Source organism: Trebonia kvetii, from assembly GCF_007827045.1.
GTDB classification, from domain to species: domain Bacteria; phylum Actinomycetota; class Actinomycetes; order Streptosporangiales; family Streptosporangiaceae; genus Trebonia; species Trebonia kvetii.
In genome coordinates this window covers 169107-192142 of sequence record NZ_RPFW01000004.1, presented here as the reverse complement: position 1 = coordinate 192142, position 23036 = coordinate 169107, and the positions used below count along the sequence as shown (strand labels likewise).

General features: G+C 68.8%; 26 protein-coding genes. 15 read left to right on the top strand and 11 right to left on the bottom strand.

Going from position 1 to position 23036, the window contains the following annotated elements; genetic code table 11:
- Window position 1: 1 nt before the first annotated feature.
- Window positions 2–1948: a dipeptide ABC transporter ATP-binding protein gene (locus EAS64_RS20880; RefSeq protein ID WP_145855212.1), complete on the bottom strand. Its 1947-nt coding sequence runs from the start codon at window positions 1946–1948 to the stop codon at window positions 2–4.
- A gap of 139 nt (window positions 1949–2087) precedes the next feature.
- Between EAS64_RS20880 and EAS64_RS20875 the strand changes: the two genes are divergently transcribed.
- Genes EAS64_RS20875 through alc form a run of 5 tightly spaced genes read left to right on the top strand, consistent with a single transcriptional unit; the run spans window position 2088 to window position 6777 of the window.
- Window positions 2088–2777 carry a TetR/AcrR family transcriptional regulator gene (locus EAS64_RS20875; RefSeq protein WP_187366071.1) on the top strand — a complete coding sequence of 230 codons (690 nt, stop codon included), beginning with the start codon at window positions 2088–2090 and terminating at the stop codon, window positions 2775–2777.
- Window positions 2778–2792: 15 nt separating this feature from the next.
- Window positions 2793–3473: a cyclase family protein gene (locus EAS64_RS20870; RefSeq protein ID WP_145855209.1), complete on the top strand. Its 681-nt coding sequence runs from the start codon at window positions 2793–2795 to the stop codon at window positions 3471–3473.
- Entirely contained in the window at window positions 3473–4846 is a 1374-nt protein-coding gene (gene allB, locus EAS64_RS20865; protein WP_145855207.1) for an allantoinase AllB, read from the top strand. The genes EAS64_RS20870 and allB overlap by 1 nt, the downstream gene beginning before the upstream one ends.
- A gap of 3 nt (window positions 4847–4849) precedes the next feature.
- Window positions 4850–5602: an aspartate/glutamate racemase family protein gene (locus EAS64_RS20860; protein ID WP_145855205.1), complete on the top strand. Its 753-nt coding sequence runs from the start codon at window positions 4850–4852 to the stop codon at window positions 5600–5602.
- Window positions 5599–6777, top strand: a complete 1179-nt coding sequence (gene alc, locus EAS64_RS20855) for an allantoicase (RefSeq protein WP_145855203.1) — start codon at window positions 5599–5601, stop codon at window positions 6775–6777. Before EAS64_RS20860 ends, alc begins: the two co-directional genes overlap by 4 nt.
- Here the strand turns inward: alc and EAS64_RS20850 are convergent.
- Window positions 6761–7039 carry a hypothetical protein gene (locus tag EAS64_RS20850; RefSeq protein ID WP_145855201.1) on the bottom strand — a complete coding sequence of 93 codons (279 nt, stop codon included), beginning with the start codon at window positions 7037–7039 and terminating at the stop codon, window positions 6761–6763. The genes alc and EAS64_RS20850 overlap by 17 nt on opposite strands.
- Before the next feature lie 98 nt (window positions 7040–7137).
- Between EAS64_RS20850 and EAS64_RS20845 the strand changes: the two genes are divergently transcribed.
- The gene (locus EAS64_RS20845; RefSeq protein ID WP_145855199.1) at window positions 7138–7338 is read left to right on the top strand and encodes a hypothetical protein; all 201 of its coding nucleotides are present in this window, start codon (window positions 7138–7140) and stop codon (window positions 7336–7338) included.
- On the opposite strand, the gene EAS64_RS43705 is transcribed toward EAS64_RS20845, so the two are convergent.
- Entirely contained in the window at window positions 7335–7481 is a 147-nt protein-coding gene (locus tag EAS64_RS43705) for a hypothetical protein (RefSeq protein WP_187366070.1), read from the bottom strand. The two genes, EAS64_RS20845 and EAS64_RS43705, sit on opposite strands and share 4 nt — an antisense overlap.
- 167 nt (window positions 7482–7648) lie before the next feature.
- Between EAS64_RS43705 and EAS64_RS20840 the strand changes: the two genes are divergently transcribed.
- Window positions 7649–8038, top strand: coding sequence for a VOC family protein (locus EAS64_RS20840; RefSeq protein ID WP_145855197.1), 390 nt, complete (start codon window positions 7649–7651; stop codon window positions 8036–8038).
- Between the two features lie 466 nt (window positions 8039–8504).
- Here EAS64_RS20840 and EAS64_RS20835 read toward each other — a convergent pair whose 3' ends face one another.
- The 3 genes from EAS64_RS20835 to EAS64_RS20825 form a co-directional block, all read right to left on the bottom strand.
- Window positions 8505–9197 (bottom strand): RraA family protein, encoded by a 693-nt coding sequence (locus EAS64_RS20835; protein WP_145856592.1) that lies wholly within the window; start codon window positions 9195–9197, stop codon window positions 8505–8507.
- 186 nt (window positions 9198–9383) lie between these two features.
- On the bottom strand, window positions 9384–10670 hold the full coding sequence (locus EAS64_RS20830; protein ID WP_145855195.1) for an MFS transporter: 1287 nt from the start codon (window positions 10668–10670) through the stop codon (window positions 9384–9386).
- A 7-nt stretch (window positions 10671–10677) separates the two neighbouring features.
- Window positions 10678–11094, bottom strand: a complete 417-nt coding sequence (locus tag EAS64_RS20825) for a RidA family protein (RefSeq protein ID WP_145855193.1) — start codon at window positions 11092–11094, stop codon at window positions 10678–10680.
- A 177-nt stretch (window positions 11095–11271) separates the two neighbouring features.
- Between EAS64_RS20825 and EAS64_RS20820 the strand changes: the two genes are divergently transcribed.
- The 3 genes from EAS64_RS20820 (at window position 11272) to EAS64_RS20815 (ending at window position 13345) form a co-directional block, all read left to right on the top strand.
- On the top strand, window positions 11272–12285 hold the full coding sequence (locus EAS64_RS20820; protein WP_145855191.1) for an RNA polymerase subunit sigma-70: 1014 nt from the start codon (window positions 11272–11274) through the stop codon (window positions 12283–12285).
- 192 nt (window positions 12286–12477) lie between these two features.
- On the top strand, window positions 12478–12948 hold the full coding sequence (locus EAS64_RS48070; RefSeq protein ID WP_500691520.1) for a glutamate-cysteine ligase family protein: 471 nt from the start codon (window positions 12478–12480) through the stop codon (window positions 12946–12948).
- A 154-nt stretch (window positions 12949–13102) separates the two neighbouring features.
- A complete protein-coding gene (locus EAS64_RS20815; RefSeq protein WP_281283311.1) occupies window positions 13103–13345 on the top strand; it encodes an integrase core domain-containing protein in 243 nt (80 codons plus the stop codon).
- A 164-nt stretch (window positions 13346–13509) separates the two neighbouring features.
- Here EAS64_RS20815 and EAS64_RS20810 read toward each other — a convergent pair whose 3' ends face one another.
- Entirely contained in the window at window positions 13510–14823 is a 1314-nt protein-coding gene (locus EAS64_RS20810) for an MFS transporter (RefSeq protein WP_187366069.1), read from the bottom strand.
- Between the two features lie 453 nt (window positions 14824–15276).
- On the opposite strand from EAS64_RS20810, the gene EAS64_RS46795 reads away from it, so the two are divergent.
- Window positions 15277–15399 carry a hypothetical protein gene (locus EAS64_RS46795; protein WP_281283293.1) on the top strand — a complete coding sequence of 41 codons (123 nt, stop codon included), beginning with the start codon at window positions 15277–15279 and terminating at the stop codon, window positions 15397–15399.
- A gap of 675 nt (window positions 15400–16074) precedes the next feature.
- Here EAS64_RS46795 and EAS64_RS20800 read toward each other — a convergent pair.
- Window positions 16075–16842: a helix-turn-helix domain-containing protein gene (locus EAS64_RS20800; protein WP_246115793.1), complete on the bottom strand. Its 768-nt coding sequence runs from the start codon at window positions 16840–16842 to the stop codon at window positions 16075–16077.
- 109 nt (window positions 16843–16951) lie between these two features.
- Here EAS64_RS20800 and EAS64_RS20795 point away from each other — a divergent pair, with 109 nt between their 5' ends.
- Complete coding sequence (locus EAS64_RS20795; RefSeq protein ID WP_222849479.1) at window positions 16952–17851, top strand: alpha/beta fold hydrolase; 900 nt, start codon at window positions 16952–16954, stop codon at window positions 17849–17851.
- A 153-nt stretch (window positions 17852–18004) separates the two neighbouring features.
- Here EAS64_RS20795 and EAS64_RS20790 read toward each other — a convergent pair whose 3' ends face one another.
- Together EAS64_RS20790 and EAS64_RS20785 are read right to left on the bottom strand one after the other, a co-directional pair.
- Window positions 18005–18352, bottom strand: a complete 348-nt coding sequence (locus EAS64_RS20790) for an MTH938/NDUFAF3 family protein (RefSeq protein ID WP_145855184.1) — start codon at window positions 18350–18352, stop codon at window positions 18005–18007.
- A gap of 375 nt (window positions 18353–18727) precedes the next feature.
- A complete protein-coding gene (locus EAS64_RS20785; RefSeq protein ID WP_222849478.1) occupies window positions 18728–19300 on the bottom strand; it encodes a DUF1801 domain-containing protein in 573 nt (190 codons plus the stop codon).
- A gap of 230 nt (window positions 19301–19530) precedes the next feature.
- Here EAS64_RS20785 and EAS64_RS20780 point away from each other — a divergent pair, with 230 nt between their 5' ends.
- From EAS64_RS20780 to EAS64_RS20770, 3 genes are all read left to right on the top strand, one after another.
- Window positions 19531–20373 (top strand): DUF4386 domain-containing protein, encoded by an 843-nt coding sequence (locus EAS64_RS20780; RefSeq protein WP_145855182.1) that lies wholly within the window; start codon window positions 19531–19533, stop codon window positions 20371–20373.
- 106 nt (window positions 20374–20479) lie between these two features.
- Window positions 20480–20947, top strand: coding sequence for a hypothetical protein (locus EAS64_RS20775; protein WP_145855180.1), 468 nt, complete (start codon window positions 20480–20482; stop codon window positions 20945–20947).
- Window positions 20948–21101: 154 nt separating this feature from the next.
- Window positions 21102–22067 carry an NAD(P)-dependent alcohol dehydrogenase gene (locus EAS64_RS20770; RefSeq protein ID WP_145855178.1) on the top strand — a complete coding sequence of 322 codons (966 nt, stop codon included), beginning with the start codon at window positions 21102–21104 and terminating at the stop codon, window positions 22065–22067.
- A 247-nt stretch (window positions 22068–22314) separates the two neighbouring features.
- Here EAS64_RS20770 and EAS64_RS20765 read toward each other — a convergent pair whose 3' ends face one another.
- Window positions 22315–23034: a hypothetical protein gene (locus tag EAS64_RS20765; protein ID WP_145855176.1), complete on the bottom strand. Its 720-nt coding sequence runs from the start codon at window positions 23032–23034 to the stop codon at window positions 22315–22317.
- Window positions 23035–23036: the final 2 nt, after the last annotated feature.

Genomic DNA, 23036 nt, shown 5'->3' with positions numbered 1-23036 from the left:
CTCAGGCCACCTCCGAGGTCTGCGCGCCGATGGGGTTCATGCAGGCGATCCAGTGCAGCGCGTCGCGGGTGCTGCCGACGAGCTTGACGTCAAGGTCCGTGTCCGAGCAGACCTCCTTGGCCTGCGGGCAGCGCGGGTGAAAGGCGCATCCGGCAGGCGGGCGCAGCGGGCTGGCCGGCTCTCCGGCGAGGATGACCGGCTCGCGCCCCACGTCCGGTACCGCCGAGATCAGCGCTTTCGTGTACGGGTGGGCCGGGGCTGCGGCCATCTGCTCCGACGCGCCGACCTCGACGATCCGGCCGAGATACATGACAGCGATGCGGTCGGCGACGATGCGGGCGACCGACAGGTCGTGGGTAACGAACAGCACCGACATGTCCAGTTCGCGGCGCAGCCGTCCGATGAGGTTGATGACGGACGCGGCCAGCGAGACGTCCAAGGCCGAAGTGGGTTCGTCGCACAGCAGCAGCTTCGACGGGACGATCGTGGCGCGGGCGAGGGCGACGCGCTGCCGCTGCCCGCCGGAGAGCTGGTGCGGCTTGGCCTTCGCGGTCTCGGGCGGCAGGCCGACCAGGGCGAGCGCGTCGGCAACCTTTCCCGCCCGCTGCCTGCGCCCAAGGCTGCGCACCCGCTCGCCGAGGATCTGCTCGACGGTCAGCCACGGGGTCAGCGAGGCGCCGGCGTCCTGGAAGATCATCTGCGGGCGGATCTCGCTGTGCAGTTCGAGCTTCCCGCTGTCCGGGGTCTCCAGGCCGGCGGCGACGCGGAGCAGGGTCGTCTTGCCGGAGCCCGATTCCCCCACCAGCGCGACGGATTCGCCCGGTGCGATCGTGAGGTCGACCCCGCGCAATGCCTGCAGCCGATTGCCGTTGCCGTTCTTGAAGGACTTGTCGAGATGCTCGATGCGCAGCACTGGTGGCGCGTCCCTGCGCACGTGCTGCGGCTGGCCGACCGGCTCGGGCGCGATCGTGCGGTTCGTCGTGCCGCCTGCCGGGCCGAGCAGGCACGCGGACAGGTGCCCCGCGCCGACGGCCGCCGGCTCGGGCCGCGTGCTCGCGCACGCGTCGGTGGCGACGTCGCAGCGCGAGTAGAACGCGCAGCCGGCCGGCCGGGCGGACGGGCTGGGCAGGTCGCCGAGCATCGCGACGAGCTGGCGGGTGCGGTCGGACTCCAGCGAGAGCCGGGAGCGCAGCAGGCCGCGGGTGTACGGGTGGGCGGGCGACTGCAGGACCTCGGCGGTCGTCCCGATCTCGGCGAGGCGCCCGGCGTACACGACGGCGACGCGGTCGGCGACCTGGGCGGCGACGCCGAGGTCGTGGGTGATCATCAGGACGCTGCAGCCGACCTCTTCGCGCAGGCTGCGGAGCAGCTTGAGCACCTGCGCCTGCACGGTCACGTCCAGTGCCGTGGTCGGCTCGTCGGCGACGATCAGCTTGGGCCCGCCGGCGACCGCCATCGCGATCATGACGCGCTGCCGCAGCCCGCCCGAGAGCTGGTGCGGGAAGACACCCATGCGGGACTTCGGGTCCGGGATGCCGACGAGGCTGAGCAAGCGCTCGGCCTCCTGTTCGCTCCCCGCCGCCTCGGCGACCTGGCGCCCGATCTTCATGGTGGGGTTCAGCGATGTCATCGGGTCCTGGAACACGGCGCCCAGGTGCTCTCGGCGGACCCCACGGCGGACGGCGTCGGGGCTGTGCGCCATGTCCGCGCCCGCAACCGTTACCGTGCCGCTGATCGTGGTCCGGGTGCCGTGCAGGCCGAGCAGGGTCAGGCCAAGGACGCTCTTGCCCGACCCCGACTCGCCGACCAGGCCGAGGATCTCCCCTGGCCGGATGCTCAGGCTCACGTCCTGCAACGCGTAGACGTCGCGGCCACCGCGGGTGAAGGTCACCGCGAGGTTCCGGACGTCGGCGATCGCAGGCTCTGCCTCGACGATCGTCTGCTCCACGTAGTGCGTCCTTACTCCGTCAGGGAATACCTATCGACTGACAAAGCGTAGGGAGTCGGGCATGTCGCACAGGTTCCGCGCCGTTAAAGTTGTGTTTCCGGCCGTGACAGTGGCTGAGGTTCGTGTCAACGTCCATCGTGTGACAGGTATTCGGCAGGGCGCGGGCCGGCCGAGGCTCTCCTCCGTGGTGCGCCAGGCGGGCTCGGCGCGGGACCAGATCCTCGACGCCGCCGCAGAGATGTTCGTGACGCAGGGCTACCATGCGGCGTCCACCCGGCGCATCGCCGAGGTGGTGGGGGTCAAACAGGCATCGCTGTACTACCACTTCAGCAGCAAGCAGGACATCCTGGCGGCGCTGCTGGCCGGCACCGTCAAGCCATCGCTGAGCTTCGCGACCAGACTCGCCCGCAGCGGCGAGCCGCCGAACGTGCAGCTCTACGCCCTGACGTACTTTGACGTCAGCCTGCTCTGCACGGGCAAGTGGAACATCGGCGCGCTGTACTCGCTGCCGGAGCTTCGCGCGCCCGAGTTCGAGGAGTTCGCCCGCGACCGCCGGGCGCTGCAGCGGGCGTTCGCCAGGCGGGTCGCCGCCGGCGTCAAGGCGGGCATCTTCCGGGTGGGCTCGCTGGAGACCACCTCCGCCCTGCTGTTCGCGCTGGACGAGTCGGTGATCACCTTGCGCGCCAACGGGGTCCGCATCGACAACACCCTGCCGGCGACCGTGGCGGCCGGCGCCTTGCGCCTGCTCGAGTGCCGGGACCAGGACGTCGCCACCGCCGAGGTCGAGGCCAAGCGCCTGCTGGCGCTCGCCCCCGAGATCCGGGCGTAGGGCCGGTTGGCGCCCATGCGCGTCCGCCGCGCGGTGGACCTGTCGCTCGCCGTCCACCCGGACACGCAGGTCTACCCAGGCGATCCGGTCGTACGGTTCGAGACCGCCGCGACGATCGGGGCGGACGGGTTCAACCTGCTGCGGTTGCACATCGGGTCGCGGAGCGGGACGAACTGCGACGCTACCTACCACTTCGACCCGGCCGGGGCCCGCATCGACGAGGTGGACCCGGCGCCGTTCGCCGGGCCGACCGTCCTGATCGACGTGCGGGGCCTGCCGAGCCTGACCAAGACCTTTAACATCGTCACCGGCATCGGCACAGTCACCGTGCCGGTCGCGAGCACGATCATGGTGATGGACGTCTTCGTCCTTCCGCGGCTGCTCGGGCTGCGCCGGCCGCTGCACCGGGTCGCGACCTTGCAGGAGCTCGCGTTCGCGAACTGGCCTGCCGTCGTGGCGCTGCTCGCAGGCACTGCCGTCGGCGCGTTCACCGGCGGGCTCGTGCCCGGCACGTCGGGCTTCGGCAAGACCTACATTGGGTTCCCGCCGCTCCAGGCATGGGTAACGGGCGCGGTTGTTTACCTGGTCCTCGTCCGGATCGTCTCGCTGGCCACCCAGAAGTCGCAGGCGACGAAGCTGCTTGGCTACTCGAGGATCGAGGACGAGCCGGCCCCGAGTCTCTCGGCCGCGAACTGATGACAGCGGATCTTGTTATCAGGGCCGCCCGCGTCGTGACCGGCGAAGCGGGCGCACGTCCGCGACCGCTGGCCATCGCGGTCGCGGGCGGCCGGATCACGCGGGTTGAGCCACTCGACGGCTTGACCCTGGCCGGCCGCGAGTTCCTGGACCTCGGCGCCGACGTCGTGCTCATGCCGGGACTCGTCGATTCGCACGTGCACGTGTGCGAGCCTGGCAACACCGAGTGGGAGGGCTTCGCAAGCGCGACGAAGGCAGCGGCCGCTGGCGGCATCACCACCCTGGTCGACATGCCGCTCGACAGCGTACCGACCACGGTCAGCACGCAGGCGCTGGCGGTCAAGCGGGCGGCCGCGTCGGGTCAGTGCCTGGTTGACGTCGGCTTCTGGGGCGGCGTCATACCAGGCAATGCCGCCGAACTCGCACCGATGGCCGAGGCGGGCGTTACCGGGTTCAAGTGCTTCCTCTCCGAATCCGGCTCGGATGACTTCCCGCCGGTGACGCCGGCGCAACTGACCGAGGCACTCACCATCCTCGCCGCGCTCGACCGCCCGCTGCTTGTGCACGCGGAAAGCGCAGCAGCCGCGGCGGCGCTGCCGCAGGTGGCAACCGAGGGTAGCCGCAGCTACGCCGGCCATCTCGCGGCGAATCCGCGCCACGTGGAGAACGTGGCAGTCGCACAGGTCATCGAGGCGGCGCGGGTGACAGGCGGGCACGCCCACGTGGTGCACCTGTCCAGTTCTGATGCAATCGAGATGATCGCGTCCGCGCAGCGCGAGGGCGTGCGCGTTACCGCAGAGACCTGCCCGCACTACCTGACGCTTGCGGCCGAGGAGATCCACGACGGCCACACCGCGGCCAAGTGCTGCCCGCCGATACGCGAGGCTGCGAACCAGGAGCGGCTGTGGGCCGGCCTCGCGGCAGGGACGCTCGGCTACATCGTTTCCGACCACTCCCCCTGCACCGCCGAGATGAAGGCGCTTGATACCGGTTACTTCGGCCCGGCCTGGGGCGGTATCTCCTCACTGCAGCTCGGCCTGCCGCTGATCTGGACCCAGGCGCGTGCCCGCGGCATCGGCCTTGAGCAGGTCGCAGTATGGATGTCGGCGGGTCCCGCACGGCTCGCGGGGCTGACCGGCAAGGGCCAGATCGCCGCCGGATACGACGCTGACTTCTGCGTGGTTGCACCCGAGGAATCGTTTGTCGTCCACCCGGACCAACTGCACCACAAGCATCCGGGTACAACCCCGTATGCAGGGCGGGAACTTTACGGCGTGGTCGGCACGACGATTCTGCGCGGCAAGCGGGTTGACGCGAAGCGGCCGGCGGGACGGCTGCTGAGCAGGTCGCCTGAGCATCAAGGACAGGAGTAGTTCGTGAAGATCATCCTGGTGAACGTCAACACCAGTGAGTCGATGACTGAGGTGATCGCAGCGGGCGCGAGGAAGTACGCCTCTCCTGGCACGGAGACGGTCGCGCTTCGCCCGTTCTTCGGCCCGGAGGCGGTCGACTGCAACTTCGAGAGCTACCTTTCTGCGGTTGGCGTGATGGACCGGGTTCTTGCCTACGACGAGCCGTACGACGCCGTCGTGCTGGCCGGCTTCGGCGAGCACGGGCGCGACGGCCTGCAGGAGCTGATCGAGCAGCCGGTCATCGAGATCTGCGAGGCCTCGGCGTACGCAGCGATGCTCGTCGCGCGCAGCTACTCCGTGGTCACGACGCTGCAGCGATCCGTCCCCGCGATTGAGGACCGGCTGAAGCTGGCCGGCGTGTCCGACCGTTGCGCGTCGGTCCGCGCCAGCGGGATGAGCACGCTTGAGCTCGACGCCGATCCGCGGGGCGCGATCCGTGGCATCGTCGAAGAGGCGAGAATCGCGGTGACCCAAGATCACGCCGAGGCGATCTGCCTTGGCTGCGCGGGAATGGCCGGGCTTGAGGAGGCGATCACGTCCGAGCTTGGCGTGCCGGTGATCGACGGGATCGGCGCGGCAGTCCGCCTCGCCGAGGCCGTTGTCGGCCTTGGACTGAAGACCAGCAAGGTTTCCACGTACGCCGCCCCAGATCCAAAGGTCATCACCGGCTGGCCGCTCACACCCAAGAACACGCGGCTGAGGAACGGTGCGGGATGACCGCTGAAGGCGATCTGGCTTCGCGCTGGCTCGGTGCCAGCGTCCTCGCCGCGAGCGACGAGTCGTTCGGCGAGAAGGAGAACCTGCTGACGCCGACCCCGGCCGCATTTGAGCCCGGTCACTACGGCAACCGGGGTGAGATCGTGGACGGCTGGGAAACCAGGCGTCGCCGTGAGCCTGGCCACGACTGGGCCATCGTCCGACTCGGCGCGGCCGGCATCGTCACCTCGGTGGACGTCGACACCAGCTTCTTTACCGGTAATTACCCGCAGTCGGTGAGCGTCGAGGCGTGCGGCTGCGAGGGCTACCCGAGCCCGGCCGAGCTCGCGGGCATGCCATGGGAGACGATCGTGCCGCGATCGCCGCTGGCCGGCGACAGCCACAACGTGTTCACGGTGTCCGACCAGCGGCGGTTCACGCACGTCCGGCTGTCCGCGTACCCCGACGGCGGGATCGCCAGGTTCCGGGTACACGGACAGGTCGTGCCCGACCCGCGTGGCCTCGAGCACCTGACCATCGACCTCGCCGGCCAGGAGTACGGCGGGCTCGTCATCGCCAGCAGCGACGACTTTTATACCGCCGCGAGCACACTGAACCGGCCCGGCCGCGCGCGCACCATGGGCGAGGGATGGGAGACGCAGCGCCGCAGGGACGACGGGAACGACTACGCCGTGTTCCGCCTGGCCTTCCCCGGGCGCATCCGCCGAGCGATCATCGACACGGCCCATTTCAAGTACAACGCCTCGGCCGCCGTCGCGCTCTCAGGCTGCGCTAAGGATGCCCTCCCAGCGGATGACTCACGTGACTGGCTGCCGCTGCTTGACCGGGTGCGGCTGCAGCCCGATACCCGGCACGTCTTCGGCCTGGACGGTGCCGTTCCCGTGACGTTCGCACGTCTTGACGCCTTCCCCGACGGAGGGATATCGCGAATCCGGCTCATCGGCGTCGTCGACGAGGCGGCGCGCCGGGCCGCCGGCTACCTGTGGTTCAACGCGCTGCCGGAAGGCCAGGCAGCGCACTGCCTCAGCCAAGCCGGGCTTGGCGCCGAGCTGGCTGCCGAGATAGTCAGCCAGCGGCCGGTCTCTGAGCACTGGCTCGCCACTCAGCAGACGGGGCCGCGGCTGGCCATCCTGGCCGGGATGCTCGAAGGCCGTGCTACTACGCCTCCGGGTTGAAGTCCCGCGACAGCTCGACAGCCACCCGCTGCAGCCCGGCGACGATCGTCTCGATCGCGGTCTCGGTCGTCCTAGCCTGGGGGCCGAACACCGAGATCGCGCCCATCGCGGGTGCGTCGGGGAGCGCGGCAGCGCGCCTGCCGCACCAGACACCCTTGGCCAAGAACCCCATGAGCATCCCGGTGCCAGAAGGCCGTTCACCGCCGACCCGGCCGGCACCCGCCGCAGGTCCCGCGTCGGCCGCGGTGTCCGCCGTCAGCATGCTGCGAGCCCGGCGGGCGGCGACCTTGAGCGGCGTGAGCGGCAGCCTGGCGGCCCATCGATGCGCTCCTGGCGTCGTGGCATGCCTCCAACCTGACCGTGCTCCTTCCGGTCACCATCGCCGTGGGACTCATCCTGCCGCGCGAGGGCTTCTACGGGCTGATCGACAACGCGGAGAACCTTGCCGTGATCACCGCCGCTCCCTACGTCACGATCAAGGGACTTCGCAAGTACAGGCAGATCGACACGCCCAAGCGCAGCGAGAAGAAGCCCGAGTCGGCCGGCGATCCCGAGCGCTAGCTCTTGACGGCTAGGACGATGGTCAGCGCCATGAGCACAAGCGTCAGCGCGACGACGATGACGCCAATCCAGAAGGCCGACCGGCGCGCCCGCACCGACTCTGCAGTCAGGTCCTCAACCGCAGACTTCAGTCGACGCTGCATCTCCATCTCGTGCCATGGGAATGAAACGAGCGTCCGGGCGGGCGCCTCGACAATGCGCCGCCGCGGTTGCACTCTGCCTCACGCGCGGAATCGGCGATCAGCACATGCAGTCCCCGCCAAGGGCGCCGGCTGAGGAATTCTGCGGGCAGGTGGTTAAGCTGGCCGCCATGACGGGCATCCAGCCGGAGCTGTGGGTTGGCCGGGCCGCTGAGGCTATCGCGTTCTACGAGGCGGCGTTCGGCGCGAGAGTCCTTCATCAGGTGGGCGAGGGCGATGACATCGTCGCGCAGCTGGCGGTCGGAGACGCGGCTTTCTGGGTTTCGCCGGGCGGCGCCTGCGGGCCGCGGTTCAGCCCGCAGGCGATCGGGGGCACGACCGGCCGGACCTTGCTCGTGGCGGACGAGCCGGATGCGATGTTCGCGCAGGCGGTCGCGGCTGGGGCGACCGCGGCATCCGAGATGGCCAACGAGCACGGGTGGCGCCTGGGCCGGATCTTCGACCCGTTCGGTCACGAGTGGGAAATCGGCAGGCCGCTGGGCCCTTGGCCGCCGGCATGACGGCCAGGTCGCTGGGGGCGACGGCCGGGGCATGGCGCAGTAGCGCAGCCGGGACCACCCGCAAGCGGACCTGATGCCAACCGGAGCGCGTAGCCGCCGATCTTCACGGCGACAGGTGCATGACGGCACCTTAGGCCGGGTGCGCAGATTAGGATGATCGGCGCTGGGTTGCGAACGCGCGGTCATGCCGAATAGCGCGTGTTGACCACACACATATTCATCCATTGTGTGGCATATTCCATCGAGACTTGGTTGCCGCAGTGATCGGCCGCGTCATTTGGTTATTACGCGCGTTTGGGCCGATAGTGTTTGGACTCGCAGAACATCCAGTTCGGCGCTCGGTGTGAGTCTCACTGCGGCAGAAGCGCGCGTTCACGCGCGGCGCGCATTTGCTGACCGGCGCGCGACGTGGTGGGTGACCACCAGTCCGGGCGAGTCGCCGGTGGCGGCTGGCCGTCATGGCCGCCTACTCCTCGATGACACCGCCGATCCGCCGCAGGTGCCGCCGGAAGGTGTAGGACGGTTCGGCTGCCCGCCGCGCCAGGTATTCACTGAAGGCTGTCTGCTGGCGCAGGGGCTGACCCGCCTGGATCTTACGGGCCTGATCACGCTCGACCTCGCCGATATGCCGGGCTGCGGCCAGGACCTTCCCAGCCTGGCTGGCCGCGACGAACACCACGCCGTCGTCGTCGCCGAATACGATGTCGTCGCGGGTGACCAGGCATGCCCCGAACCGTGCGCTGGCCAGCGCGGATGGTTCCTGCTCATCGAGGCGAACAGGGCCGGCCGGGCAGCGGCCGTAGCTGAATACCGGCAGGGCGATCTGGGTCAGTTCCGCCGTATCGCGGTGCAGTCCCCACACCACCACCGCGCCGACCCCTGCCGCTTGTGCCTCCAGCACGACCAGATCGCCGATGCACGCCTCATCTTCCCGCCCGCCGTTGTCGATGACCAGGACGTCGCCATGGGCGGCGCCGCTGAACGCTTCAAGGAACACGTCAACGCTCCCGTAGTGGCGGGCCGGCAGTGCCCGTCCGGCGATCCGCTGTCCAGGGATGACCGCGCCGATCCCCGGCGGCGCGACCCGCAGCGGCACTCCCGCGCGGACGCAGGCATCGGCCACCAGTGGCGTGGAAAGGCCGTCGAACTCCATCAGCATCCCTGCCCCTCCTAGCTCGCTTCCGGTCACACTCCCAGACGCTACCCGCAGACGCAGGAACCGCCTTGAACGATGGAGCGCCCCCCGCGATCTGCGGCCACCCCCAGATCTTCGCGGTCCCCTACAGCGACTCCGGCAGGAGCCTGCCATCCGATCTGGGCTCGAACACCGGGGCCAGCAGCCCGGTCAGCCACGCGTCCCGGACCGCGCTGCGCGACGGCGGCCTGCCACCGGCTCAGGCCGGGTCGCGGGCGCTTCGGTCACATGGTCCTGGTCTGAGGTCAGCGCGCGGCGAGGCCGGGCTCCGACGGCGACGGTGGCGAGGCAGCCGACACACAGCAGGCCAATCCAGACTGCCCCTGCACCGACAGCGATAAGGCCCGTCGCAAGTGCCGGGCAGATCATGAACGCCAGGGACTGGGAGAGGGCGGCGAGTGAGTTGGCCCGCCCGCGGAGCCTGTCGTCGGTCAGGCGATTGACAAGCGGGCTCACAGTGGGTGCCAGCACGGTCTCGCCGAGCCCGAACAGCGCAGTGAAGCCGAACACGAAAGCAATTCGCCCGGTGGCCGCGACCGGCAGCGCGGCGAGGCCGAACATCGCCCAGGACGTGGCGAGGATCAGCCCGCTGATGGCAAGCGCGCTGCTTCGCCGGGCGCGGCGGACGCGGCGCAGCACGAACAGCTGGGCGAGCACGATGAGGGCGGTGTTGACGGTGAGCGACAAGGCTACGACACGCGCCGACACGTGCGCTTCGACTGACGCGTAGGCCGGAAGGCCAGAGTCAAACGCCGGGTACGCGGTGAAGGCAACGATGAGCGATGCCACCAGGACCAGCCGCAGGCCAGGGCGGGCAAGCACGTCCCGGTAGCCGGCTCGCGGCTCTTTCCTTGCGGGCGCGGTGCGCAGAGCGGGCAGGAAGGTCAGCACCACGGCGAAGATCAGGCACGATACGGCGTTGGCCAGGAACAGGGCCTGGAAAGACCCGGGATGATGCACGTTCGCGACGGTGGCTCCGAGTACCGTGCCGATCCCGATCGCGGCGTTCTGCGCGGTGAAGTTGATGGCGAACACGCGCTGCTGGGCGGCCGGATCCGGGGTCAGCCCGGCGATCGCGGTTGCGATGGCTGGGAACATCGGTGCCCAGGTCGCGCCGTAGAGGAGCAGGGCGGGGAGCGCGGTTGCGGCATTGTGGGCCCAGGCGAGCAGTACCTGGGCGGTCGCCTGGCCCAGGAAGATGCCGGTGAGCACCCGGCGCGCGCCGAGCCGGTCGAGCAGGACACCGGAGACGGTCACGGCCAGGAGGCCGGCGGCCGCCCCTGCCGCCAGGAGCAGGCCCACAACGGGGAGCGCGATGCCGCGGGCCTGGTGCAGGTAGATGAGGGTGAACGCGATGACCAGTCCGTTGCCGGTCATCGCCACCGCGTTGCCGGCCAGGAACAGGCGGGTCACGCGCGGCAGGGCGGAACCGGGCACGCTTCCCTCACCTGCCCGCCGGGGCGCCAGCGCTGGGCGTGCCGCCTGGCCTGCGGGCGACTACTGTCACTTCCACCCGCATTCCGGCCACCAGGCTGCTGCCCACCGTAGTGCGAGCCGGCTTTACCGGGCCTGGGAACTGCTTTGCGTAGCTGGCGTTGAATTCGGCGAACTGCCCGAGATCGCTCAGGTGCACGAGGCAGGAGACGACGTCGTCGAGCGACGCGCCGGCCGCGCGCAGCAGAACCCCGATGTTGCGGAACACTTGTGCGGTCTGGTCGGCGATGTTGTCGCTGACCAGCTCGCCAGTCCCCGGGTCGAAGCCGCCCTGACCGGACAGGAAGATCCAGTCGCCGGTCAGCAGTCCGGGAGAGTACGGGCCGGCCGCCACAGGGGCGCCGGGCCGGGTGATGAGCTCGGTCATGACGGCGGTTCCTCCTGTTGCGCCAAGCACGATCCGGCGCTCGGATCGTTCGGGCAGTCGGTAGTGCATACACCGCGGCACCGGGAAACTGGCCGTCCGCGAGCCGCCCAGTTCGCCCCCCGGGCGGTGTATATACCGGGTGGAAGTGCCAGGTGACGCGGGAGGAAGGTGCGCACGATGGTGACAGCCGAGCTGCTCTCACGGGCGCGGGCCGGGGATGGCGAGGCGTTCCGGGAGCTGACCGGGCCGCACCGGCGGGAGCTGCAGGTGCACTGCTACCGGATGCTCGGCTCCTTCGCCGACGCCGAGGACGCCGTCCAGGAGACGATGCTGGCCGCCTGGCAAGGCATCGGCGGGTTCGCTGAGGAACGCGCCTCGCTGCGCACCTGGCTGTACAAGATCGCCACCAGCCGGTGCCTCAACGCGCGCCGCGCGGCGCGCCGGCGCCCGGCCAGGCAGTGGGATATGTCGCAGTTCGAACCGCCCGTGCCGACCCCGCGCGACGAGCCCGTCTGGCTGCAGCCGTTCCCTGACGCCCTCCTCGAGGGTGCCGCCGGCGTGCCGCCCGGGCCGGAGGCCCGCTACGAGCAGGCCGAGGCCATCTCGCTGGCCTTCGTGACCGCCCTGCAGCTGCTGCCGCCACGCCAGGTCGCCGTCCTCATCTTGCGCGACGTCCTCGGATTTCACGCCAGCGAGGTGGCCGGCATGCTGGAGGTGACCCTCGAGTCGGCCAACAGCGCCCTCAAGCGAGCCCGCGCCAGCCTCCAGCGCCGGCAGCAGACGGCCGCCGGCCGCCAGCCGCCGCCCGCCGCAGGCTCACCCGCCGAAGACGCGATCGTGGCCAGGTTCGCCCGCGCGTGGGAGTCCGCCGATCTGGACGCGCTGGTGGCCCTGCTGACCGACGACGTCTTCATCGCGATGCCGCCGGAGCCCTTCGGATACGAGGGCCGAGACCTCGTGACCCGCTACTGCACCCGCCAGTTCGCCGCCGGCCGCAGGTACGGCCTCGTCCCGGTCCGAGCCAACGGCCAGCCCGCGTTCGGAGCCTACCAGCGCGGCCCGGACGGCAGCCGCCACGCGACCGCCTTCTACGTGCTCACCCTGGCCGGCGACCAGATCTGCGCCCTGACCCGCTTCGAGGCCAGCGTGCTGCCGTGGTTCGGGCTACCGCGCTCACTCCCGGGGCGGTAGCCAGCACCGGGCCATAGGGAGGCTGCACGCGCCGAGCGAGTTCTTCCGCATCCGCAGGCTGCGCGAGGGGATGCGGGCCTGGAAGGAGCTGTGACGGCTGCTGGCCGACGGCCCGCACCGGCTCGCGAGCCGGGAGGGCGACGACGGCCGAGACCCCGTATACCGCCTACTCCTACCTGGAGGGGGGGCCTTATGGCCGTTATCAATGCTTTCGCGCAGGATGCCGTTGATCGGGCCGAACCTCTTACCGTCGCTGCCGCCCATGCGCAGTGTCGCGACGCGGCGCTGGCCGAGTCTGCGATCGGCGCGATCGGCCTGGAGATCGAGTCACATCTGGTCGACCTCGCCCACGTCGCTGACCCCGTTCCCTGGGAACGCGTCGAAGCGATCGCGTTCGCGGTCGGTAGGGTCGCGCCGAGCACTGCGGTGACCGTCGAGTCCGGCGGGCAGATCGAGCTATCCGGGCCGCCGGACGCCGGAGTCGGCCAATTCTGCGCACCCCTGCGGCCACGCGCCGGCTCAGGCTGGCATCACGGGCACGTCCGCAGCCCAGGCGGTGGGTCTGCTTACCGGCATGCCGCCATGGGCGTGGCGCCACACCGCACCAGATCGGCTCCCGGCCCACAGCGACCCTGCTCCCGATCGTGGACGTCCGCACGTTAAAAACGGATAATTGCGACAATTCAGATTCCACAGAATCGCCTCGGCGATGGCCGTGGCAGCGCGCGACGGCGCCGTGCCCGGCGTCGTCCTGCACACCGATCGGGGCAGCCGAGTACACCGCCGGGGCCTCCGGCAGGCCTGCTAGCGGCTTTCCATCGCCCAGTCCATGGGCCGTCCCGAGTCCGCTCTCGATAACGCGGTCATCGAATCGTGGCACTCCACCATGGAGTTCGAGCTGCGGTCGCCGCAGCACTTCGCCACCAGGGCGCAGGCCCGGGCTGCGGTCGCGGCCTGGATCGAGGACTACAACACCCGTCGGCGGCACTCGGCCTGCCAGAAACTCCCGCCGGCGGCCTACGAGCAGCTGCTCGCCGAACGCGGGAAGGAGGCAGCCTGACCATGACGAGTCTGCTTCTCCGTCGCCCAGCATCGGCCGGAGCTTGCCGCGGTCAAGGTCGTAGGTCCTCGCTTTGCTGCGGGCGTCTCCACCTTGACCGCGCCAGCCCTCCGGCGGTGCCATGGCAGCTACGGAGAACCAGGCACAACCAAGATCAGCCTTATTCAGGTCTCCACGCTTTCAGGGGAATCCCGCATCGCATCCGGTGCCGCTTGCGGCGGAGGGCATTGCGTCTGCAAGAGCGGGTCGGGTATCCGGTCGCCGAGTCGCAGCAAGCCGGCCCCGGTCAGTGCTGCCGTCAAGGCGCCGCCCCACCAGACGGCGTCGGGTGACGTTGCGAGCAGCGCGCCGCCGGCCGCGGGGCCGAGGGCCACGCCTGCCGTGAAGGTGAGGCCGTAGAGCGACATGTAGCGGCCGAGCAGGTGCGGCGGTGCGAGGTCGGCGACGATTGGGCCGAGCACGATGAACTGCGCGCACTCACCGATCGCGATCACGATCGCGACCCCGGCCAGGACGGCGGTAGCGGTGAGCGCCGAGCTCGTTAGCGTTGCGAGCAGGACCGCGAGCAGGCCGAATGCGAATAGCGCGCTGGTCGCGGCAAGAGCGTGTGTGCGACGCATCCGCTTGACGACCCGTGTGGCTGGAATCTGCGCGACGACGATGAAGAAGGTGTTGATGAAGAAGACGATGCCGATCTCGCCCGGCCCGACTGGCGTGTGCGCCTTCGCAAACGGCGCGAGGATGTTGGAAAACAGCGCGCCGCCGGTCATCACGAGCACGATGTTGGCGGCGATCAGGATGAGGAAGAGCCGATCGTGAGCAACTGCCCGGAAGCCTATTCCCCTGTCGCTCGCCGGCGCAGCATTCGCAAGGCGAGGATTCGGGATCCCCACGAGCACAACCAGCGCGAAGACAGCGAAGGTGAGGCCGTCGAAGAGGTAGAGCGCCTGGAACGCGCGCAGGTGATTGGCGGAAGCGACGATGAAGCCCGCAACCGTCGCGCCGCTGCCGAGACCGAAGTTGCCTGCGACCCGGCGGAGCGCGATCGAGGAGGCGCGCTGCTCCGCTGAGACCAGGGTCAGGCTCAGAACCTGGTTCGCGGTGTTCGCGACTCCGAACCCGGCGCCGCCGACGGCCGAGCAGACGAAGGCTTGCCAGGGACGGCCGGCGAATGCGAAGCCCGCGTAGCCCAGTGCGCTCGCGAGATTGCCGGTGATCAGGACCGGCTTCGCACGGAAACGATCGAGCAGCGCACCCGAAAGGGGCGTTACGACCGCCGCCGTGCCCATGACCGCCGCCAGCACCAGCCCCGCAGTCGCCGTCGGGAAGCCGCGGGCCTGGTGCAGGTAGATGATCTCGAAGGGAAGCACCAGTCCGGTGCCGAAGTAGTTGACCGCGGTTCCAGCCTGAAGAACGATGACAGGCCCCGACAGGCCCGTCCGCCAGCCGGCGAACACACGAGCGAGCGTCCTGCTCACTTGCTTCCTGCGGTTGGCTGCTTTCCTGTGCATGCCTGAGACGCGCACGTTCATCAGCGCCCGCGGCGGCGGCGATCGAGAACAGCGGACGCCACGCACCCAGCCGATGCGGACGATTCCATCGTCAACCTCCAGGGTCGTTTTCCGGCTGCCGCGGCACGATCCGGCGCTCGGATCGTTCGGGCAGTCGGTAGTGCATACACCGCGGCGCCGGGAAACTGGGCGCCCGCGAGCCGCCCAGTTCGCCCCCCGGGCGGTGTATATACCGGTGGAAGCGTCACGTGATGGGGAAGGAAGGCGCGCAGGATGGTGACAGCCGATCTGCTCTCACGGGCGCGGGCGGGCGATGGCGAGGCGTTCCGGGAGCTGACCGGGCCGCACCGGTGCGTTTGACCTCATCGCGGGTCTGGGCGGCGGGACCGTCAAGGGATACCCCCGGAGGGCGCCGGCTCGGTGCCCTCCGGATTCCTGTTCAACGGTGCCTTGTCGACCTACGAGAAGCTCGGGTTCACCCGTGACCGCAAGATCGGCAAGCACCGCTGGGTCGTGACCGGGGTCGTCGAGCCAAGGGCGTAGGAGACGCGGGTCACATGCTGACTCCGGTCGCAGCCAGAGCAGGCGCAGACTTCCCGAACTGGTTATGCGCCGCGGCCGGAGCCAAATAGGAGAACCACCCAACACCAAGACGCCTGGGGCGGCGGCGGCGCCGGCTCCACGCCCGCGATTCGCCACTGGACATGAGATAGGCAGTGCCGTACGTACTGACCCGATGCGGGCCGACGCTGCCTCCGGCAACGTCCCGTTTAGGACGCCAAGCCAATGACCCGGGCAGAAGATTAGACAGCCTTCCATAGCGGCGGTTACTCGCGCTTGACACAGCGGTTCCACGGCTACGCGCTGAGTCAGGTTCGGCCATCCTCCTGGGTCGGACGACCGCATAAGTATTTGTGTCGGCGCGGCCAGCGGATGCGCGGATCTGCCGCATTGAGGTGCGTCGCGCCTTGGCGCTCTGGAGCGCCTACCGGAAGTTCTGGTATCCGTCTTGCGGTCCATTTGTTGCGGTTTGATGAGTCTGCGCCCCGCCCCAGCCGATCGCGGAGCGTGATCGACAGTCGGATAGCAGGCGCGCGCCGTCCCGCCGTTCGGCGCGGTTGTTGAAACCACGATGCTGTCCTGTGGATAGGCGCAGAACAGGTTGATATGGTTTGATCCGGCCGCTTCGTGCGCGATCGCGGCCGGTGTTCTCGCATATCATTTGCAGGGTTTTTCGAGCGCCTGGGACGTAGCCGGGTCGGCCGGGTAGAAAGCCTCGATTACGAGTTCCGCTGCGGTGACGTCGAGAGCTGTGCCGAACGTGGCGACCATGTTCAAGAACCGGAGTTCGCGGCAGCCGCTCATGATGCGCAAGGGGGCAAATACCTGGCCGGTTAGATTGGCTGTTTCCTGGTCCGGTTCGACTACTCCAGGGTAGCTGCGCGCTTCATCGGCGAGTTTCGTCAGTCCGGCGTCTGCATTGGCCAGGATCTGATGATCGAGGCGCCGTAGAAGGTAGGCACTCCACTCCGCGAGATTTACGATCCGCGGCGCCAGCCCGGATGGGTGGAGGGCCAGGCGCAGGGCATTAACAGGCGGGATGAGCAGTTCTGGGGCAACATCTTCTACTAGCAGGGCAGTGCTCTCATTTCGCGCGACGACATCCCACTGGCGGTCGATGACAAAGGCCGGATAGGGACCGTGGCTAGCGAGCAGCCGCTCGACAGCCTCCCGGACGTATCGCATGTCTGAGGCGTTGTCATCGAGCGCCCGATGAGAATAGGCCGGCGCGTACTGCGCCGCGAGCAGGAGCGCATTGCGCTCGCGAAGCGGAACGCCGAGGTATTCCGTCAGGTAAAGGATCATCTGCCGGCTCGGTCTTGACCGGCCCGTCTCGATATAGCTCAGGTGCCGGCTGGAGACGCCCGTCCGGGCGGACAGCTCCAGCTGCGAGAGATGCCGCCGCTTGCGCCACTCGCGCAGCATGTCCCCGACGGCAGGTTGCATACCAGGCGACACTACCGAAGGCGAGGACCGCGGTCCATGACGTCACAGGTTATGGACTTGCGGCTCACGGGAACGCAGGCTCGGCCCTATGACCAAGTCAACGCGCATGGCACCTGGCACCCTCGGCGCGCACCGCGATGCCGGCGAGGCCTTCACCGCCGGCGGTGTAGGCAGCTTCCTGCGTGCCGAAGGCGACGGCGAGCCCGTCGTGTGCATTCACGGAATGCTGGGCTCGTCGTTCGGCTACAGGAAAGTCCTCCGGGAACTCGCCTCCCGGGGCCTCCGGGGAATCGCCTGGGATCTTCCTGGCTTCGGGCTGGCGGAACGTCCCCGGAAATACGATTACAGCTGGACGGGCCTCGGGCGTTTCTGCACGGCCGCCGTCAATACGCTGAACATTGACCGGTTCCACCTCGTCGTTCACGATATCGGCGGCCCGGTGGGATTCGAGCTCGCCGCCGCCTGCCCCGAACGAGTACTGTCGCTGACGATCCTCAACACCGTCGTCGACGTGACCGGGTGGACCCCGCCCTGGACGATGAGGCCGTTCCGCTGGCCCGTCATCGGCGAGCTCTGGTCGGCAGGCATGGTGCCGCCGGCCTTCCGGTTCCTTATGAAGCTGCAAGGGATTGGCGACTACAGCCAGGTCAGCAAGGCCGAGATCAACACCTACCTCACGCTTATGAAGGGCGATGACCGGGGACGCGCCTTCCTGAAGGTCTCGCGCAGCGCCCAGGCAACCGCGGAGAAACAAGAGCTGTATCGCCAGGTTGTGGGAAGCCGGTCCTACCCGGTGCAGGTTGTCTGGGCCGCTCAAGATCCGGCGATGCCAGCCGGCACATACGGGGAGAAGGCACGAGCTGCCGCCGGGCTGGCCGCCATTGACCGCATACCAGGCAAGCATTTTCCGCAAGAGGACCAGGCGGCAGCCATCGCCACTCGCGTTGCATCCATCGCACTGGCGAGAAAAAAGAGCGCCCAGAATTAACAAGCGCATAACCGTGGCATCTGCGTGCTGGTGCCATGCAGCGGCAGCCCAGGAATCGACCGCGAATATTCGGCGATCCGGCGCGGAGGTGGATATCTGCTCCGTTACCTTGTGTAGTCAAGGAGTGGGCTGCGGGGTGTACTGCCGACCGGTTCAGCAGGTCAGGTGCAAGATGGCGTTGGTGTCGGCTGACCTGGCCAGTTCGCCGATCGCCTCGGCCGTGGGCAAGACGACAAGGTCGATCTCGCGGCGGCGGGCCTCGTCGCGGACGTCCTGCATCACGGGCAGCGCGCCGTCCGCGCCGGTGCCGACGACCAGCCGACGGCATCGCCACGGGATGTCCTCCGCAACCGAGAGCGGGGTGTGCCCGTACGCGTCCCGGAATTTCCGCGACCCTGCCTTCTTGCGCTTGCGGATCTTGCCGCGGTCGATGATGAGGTCGTGGTCGTAGGTGACGCCGTCGACCTGGATCGAACCGAAGGAGTAGCCGGTGAACCGCATGATGACGCTCCTTCCCCGCCCCGGGATCGCATGGCAGGCGCCGGCGACCGTCCGGGGTCCATTCCCGGCAAGGACGTCGGCACCGGCACCGTAGTCGCCTGCTTCAGTCACGGTGAGCCGCTTCCCCAACGGTGCCGTGGCCGCACTGGGCGCCGCCGCCCAGAGCCTGCCATGCCCGCTGACACCGGCCACCATGCCCCTGACACGCCCCCTGTCAGCCTCGTTGCGACGACGCGGTATCCGCCGTTCTGCACGGCGGTGAGGCTTGCGTGACCATCTCAATGAGCCGAGCAGAACGGGTCGATCTGCGACAGCGCGGAGCGCAACCCGGAGCGGCGAGGAGGCGCACTCACGCCGATGAGCGGACGACCGTTCCTATGGAGAGGGCAGAAGGCGGGCAGGTTGTCCGGCTGGCGCATCTGCTCCGGCCCAACCCACCTGATGGACGCTCATCCCATATTGAATGGCAGCCTGAAGGACATCAACGTTTATTACTGCGAGATGCCTGAACTTGATGCAATAGCCCGTAACGCTGGCCTTGCCGATCGAGCCGCCATAGGTGCGCGCCAGGTAGGTCTTGTCGTCGAGGCCAAGCACATAGACCGAAATGCCAGTCGTGTTGGCGCTCAGGCCAATACGGTAAAACTCTCGCGACGACCCATCGGCGTAGGTGATGGTGTACGCGCCGTAGCCAATGTTCGGGTTGGCCACAACCTTGCCGTCCGCGTCCTTGCCATCGGTGAACCACAGCCTGCATCCGGGAAATTCCGCAAGGATGTGTGCGTGCAGCCGTCGGAGGTCGGCCTGCTTGGGCTCGGGTTGACGGGCGAGGTACGCCTCGACTTGCTCAGTTACATCCATCTCACGCCGCATGCTAGCAACGAACTGTCCCATGCCGGGTCGGATGGACACCGCCCCAGCATCGCCGGTGTCCGCGTGGATGGCCATCAGCCGCGAACAGAACGACCATCCGCTCGCGCCGCAAAGGGCGCGCCCTGGTCGGCGTGCGCCGTCGCTGGCATCGTCGCGATCACCCGCCGCCGTGAGCGCTCCTGGGTGGTCCTGGCGGCCACCCTTGTCGGGCTTCTTCCCGTTGCCCTGCTGCTGTTGGAGGCCGCGCTGGGAAAGGCCTGACCTGCTAAGTGAGCCCGCACTCGATGAAGGGAACTCTCGATGGCATGGCTATCGCCGGGACCGGCTCAGCCCGTGACGTAACCGGAACCGGCCTCAAGCGAACGGCGCGTACGACCGGATTGCTGTACCCGGGCTTGTTCATCACTGGGATCTCGGGCTTCCTGGTGGTCCGCTCCCAGATCTTCATCGCCGGCGACCCCCATGGCACGTGGTCCAATTTGACGGGGAACGAGTCGCTGGCGCGCGCTGGCATCGCGCTAGAGCTGAGAACCGTATTGACCCAGGCCTTGACGGCGGTATGGTTCTACCGCTTGTTCCGCAGCGTCGACACACTTGCTGCCGGCTCCCTGGCAGCGTTCGGGATGGCCAGCGCGGTCGCGATCATGGGCAGTGCGGCGCTGCTCGCAACGGCACTCGACGTGGCCGGCGACGGATCGCTGGCCACGACAGGCGGGGCAGCCGCCACCGTCCAGCTCCTCTACGTCGCCAGCGGTCATCTCTGGGGAGTTGCGGCAATGTTCTTCGGCCTGTGGCTAATCCCGATGGGCCGCCTCGTGGTCCGCTCGCGATGGCTGCCGCAACCGCTGGGCTGGACCCTGGTCGCGGGCGGCGTGGCCTACCTGGCCAGCGCCTTCGCCAGGTACCTGTTCCCCGGTGCTAGCCTCGTCACCCAGCTGCTGACCATCCCCGCGACCGTCGGCGAGGCCTGGATCATGGGATACCTGATCATCGTCGGCGTCCGCGAACACGCCCCCTCACGCGAGGCGGCGCAGGGGGCTTGCCTGCGCTGGACGGCTGAGGGGAGGCGCTACCGGCCATGGAACGGGGATCGCAGCCACCCCGGGGATGTTCTTCTTCTGCGCTCGGCGAAGTCCTTCATGTCCTGAGCCGCCGGGTCCTTGGGCGTCGGCCTCGGTGACTTTTGCCCCTGCCCCGCGCGCTCGTGTCATCCGTACGCTTGCAGCACCATCACAGATCCGGCCGGAGGCGACGATGCCGCTCACCACCACTGAATCCCGGCCGCGCCCGGCCAGCCGGCGGGTCGGCTACCTTGTCGCCATCGCCGTGAACGCGGCGTTGCTGATCGTGCTCAACGCCCAGCCGGGATGGCAGGGCCTTTCGTTCCTCACCAGCGCGACCCCGCAGGTCCTGGGACTGGTCAACGCGTCGATGGCCGTGGCCCTGGCGGTCAACCTAGTGTACTGGGCCCGCGACCCGCGGTGGCTGAAGTCGCTCGGTGACCTGGTGACCGCGGGTTTCACCCTGGCCGTGGCCATCCGCTTGTGGCAGGTCTTCCCGTTCGCCTTCCACGGCTCCGCGGCCTGGCTGGCCACGGCGGTGCGCGTGCTGCTCATCGCCGGCATCACCGGCGCGGGCATCGCCATCGTGGCCCAGGCCGTGACTCTCGCGCTGCTCGCCAGTCGCTACCCGCTGCATCACCGCCCCCGCACCGGCCACTGAAGGCGGGCGGGGAGGTACCTGTCCCCGGGCGTCCCGAGGAGGAACACATGGCGCAGGTGACCATCCATGGCCAGTCTGGTGACGTGCCGGCGTATGTCCTGTGCCCAGGTCTGCGGGCCGCCAGGCGTGATCAGGTGATCAGGGGAGAGAAGCCATGAAGGCCGTCGTCTACACACGATACGGGCCGCCCGGCGTGCTGCGGCTGATGGATGTGGAGACGCCCGCGCCCGGGGACGGCGAGGTGCTGGTCAAGGTACATGCGGTATCCCTGAACGCATCGGACTGGGAGACGCTGCGGGGGAAACCGCTGTATTCCCGCATCATGGGCCCGTTCAGGCCGCGGCATCACATACTCGGGTCCGACATTGCCGGGCAGGTTGCGGCGGCGGGTGCGAACGCGACGCTCTTCCAGCCGGGCGAGCAGGTGTTCGCGGACATCCTCGGCCATATGGGCGGGTTCGCGGAGTACGCGCGCGTGCCGCAGAGCGCCCTGGCGCGCATGCCGGCCGGCATGACCTACGAGGAAGCTGCCTGCCTGCCCCAGGCGGGAGCCATCGCGCTGCAGGGCCTTGCGGGCAAGGGACAGGTCCGGCCCGGGCAGAAAGTGCTGATCAACGGGGCCGGCGGCGGTTCGGGCATGTACGCCGTTCAACTCGCCAAGCTGCACGGAGCCGAGGTCACCGGGGTGGACAGCACCGAGAAGCTGGAGTTCATGCGCTCAGTCGGCGCTAACCACGTCATTGACTACACGCGGGAAGACTTCACCAGGAACGGGCGCGCCTACGACCTGATCCTCGATCTGGCCGCGCATCGTTCGGCATTCGCCTGCAAGCGCTCGCTGGCACCCGCAGGACGCTACCTGTACGTGGGCGGATCGATGGCCGCCCTCTTCCAGGTCCTGCTGATCGGGCCGCTGGCCGGACTAAGCGAAGGCAAGAAGATACGCGTCCTAGCCGTCCGGCTAGGCGTCCAGCACGTGGGGCCGATCGTTGAGCTCTGCCAGGCGGCAAAGATCGCCACGGTCATCGACCGCCGGTACCGGCTGAGCGAGGTGCCCGAGGCGCTGCGGTACCTCGGCGAAGGGCACGCCAAAGGCAAGGTCGTCGTCATCGTCGAGTAGCTTGCGGTTGGCGCGTCCGGACGCATGGCGCCGTCACGACGGCCCGGCGGCAACTGGGCCGCCGATGTCAGGCACCAGCAATGCGCCCGCTTGAGCGCTCGGCGCAGCGCCGTTACTTAGCTGCCGCATGGGTGTGGCGTAATCGTACGTGCGGACCGGCGGCCGGGCGTCGGGGTGATCGCCGCGCATACCGGAGTGACGGCCGCGGGCAGTTGCGCGCCGGGTAGCTGGCCCCGGTTCCCGGCTGTTACCGGGCGTGGTGCGGATGCGCCACGGTGGCGTGTCCCTGCTGGCCAGATGGCTTCAGGCGGCCGCGGAGCAGGGCAAGTCCCATGCCGATGAACGCGGCATCCGGGACCGCGGCCGCCACGGTCCGCGCGAGGTTGGGAAGGCCCGCGGCTGCTGCGACCAGGATGACTCCGGCCATCAGGACGATGCCGGTCCAGCACGGCAGCACCCCGGCCCGGGCGACGGCCAGGCCGAAGGCGAGGCCGCCGGCCAGCATGATCAGTCCGTGCACGGTCAGCCAGGCGCCGAAGACCGTGGTCATGGCCTTGTAGTTCGGGGTTCTGGCGATCAGCGCGTAGACCACGGTGCTGGTGAAGAACACGTAGGAGTAGGCGTAGGCCACCGCGCCGGCGAGCCCGAGGCGGCCGATCCGGGGACGCTGCACCGCGTACAGGCCGAGGACGAACAGCGGAATCGCCGCTTCCCCGGCGTAGGTCAGCGAGAGCCGGAACGTGGAGAATCCGCCCTGGGCCACCTCGACCAGATCGGAGATCAGGTACAGGGCCGTGAAGGCTATCGCGGCCAGCCCGACGACAAGCGGCAGGTCGATCCGCGTGTCTGGTCGCCGGGAGGTCCGCGGGGTGTCGTCGATCTCCCGGTCGCCGGCGGTCGGGGACGGGCGAGGCTCGGCGGTGCGCAGTGCGGAGGCCCGGCGGCCTCCTGGCCGTGTGGCGGTCATGG

Excerpts from the sequence above, each read along its gene's own strand:
- EAS64_RS20870 (WP_145855209.1), top strand. The coding sequence starts at position 2,793 with ATGCGCGTCCGCCGCGCGGTGGACCTGTCGCTCGCCGTCCACCCGGAC.
- alc (WP_145855203.1), top strand. The coding sequence starts at position 5,599 with ATGACCGCTGAAGGCGATCTGGCTTCGCGCTGGCTCGGTGCCAGCGTC.
- EAS64_RS20850 (WP_145855201.1), bottom strand. The coding sequence starts at position 7,039 with ATGCTGACGGCGGACACCGCGGCCGACGCGGGACCTGCGGCGGGTGCC.
- EAS64_RS43705 (WP_187366070.1), bottom strand. The coding sequence starts at position 7,481 with ATGCAGCGTCGACTGAAGTCTGCGGTTGAGGACCTGACTGCAGAGTCG.
- EAS64_RS20800 (WP_246115793.1), bottom strand. The coding sequence starts at position 16,842 with ATGCTGCGCGAGTGGCGCAAGCGGCGGCATCTCTCGCAGCTGGAGCTG.
- EAS64_RS20785 (WP_222849478.1), bottom strand. The coding sequence starts at position 19,300 with ATGGCCATCCACGCGGACACCGGCGATGCTGGGGCGGTGTCCATCCGA.
- EAS64_RS20795 (WP_222849479.1), top strand. The coding sequence starts at position 16,952 with ATGACCAAGTCAACGCGCATGGCACCTGGCACCCTCGGCGCGCACCGC.
- allB (WP_145855207.1), top strand. The coding sequence starts at position 3,473 with ATGACAGCGGATCTTGTTATCAGGGCCGCCCGCGTCGTGACCGGCGAA.
- EAS64_RS20835 (WP_145856592.1), bottom strand. The coding sequence starts at position 9,197 with ATGCTGATGGAGTTCGACGGCCTTTCCACGCCACTGGTGGCCGATGCC.
- EAS64_RS20780 (WP_145855182.1), top strand. The coding sequence starts at position 19,531 with ATGGCTATCGCCGGGACCGGCTCAGCCCGTGACGTAACCGGAACCGGC.
- EAS64_RS20840 (WP_145855197.1), top strand. The coding sequence starts at position 7,649 with ATGACGGGCATCCAGCCGGAGCTGTGGGTTGGCCGGGCCGCTGAGGCT.
- EAS64_RS20765 (WP_145855176.1), bottom strand. The coding sequence starts at position 23,034 with ATGACCGCCACACGGCCAGGAGGCCGCCGGGCCTCCGCACTGCGCACC.
- EAS64_RS20770 (WP_145855178.1), top strand. The coding sequence starts at position 21,102 with ATGAAGGCCGTCGTCTACACACGATACGGGCCGCCCGGCGTGCTGCGG.
- EAS64_RS48070 (WP_500691520.1), top strand. The coding sequence starts at position 12,478 with ATGGCCGTTATCAATGCTTTCGCGCAGGATGCCGTTGATCGGGCCGAA.
- EAS64_RS20790 (WP_145855184.1), bottom strand. The coding sequence starts at position 18,352 with ATGCGGTTCACCGGCTACTCCTTCGGTTCGATCCAGGTCGACGGCGTC.
- EAS64_RS20775 (WP_145855180.1), top strand. The coding sequence starts at position 20,480 with ATGCCGCTCACCACCACTGAATCCCGGCCGCGCCCGGCCAGCCGGCGG.
- EAS64_RS20825 (WP_145855193.1), bottom strand. The coding sequence starts at position 11,094 with ATGACCGAGCTCATCACCCGGCCCGGCGCCCCTGTGGCGGCCGGCCCG.
- EAS64_RS20820 (WP_145855191.1), top strand. The coding sequence starts at position 11,272 with ATGGTGACAGCCGAGCTGCTCTCACGGGCGCGGGCCGGGGATGGCGAG.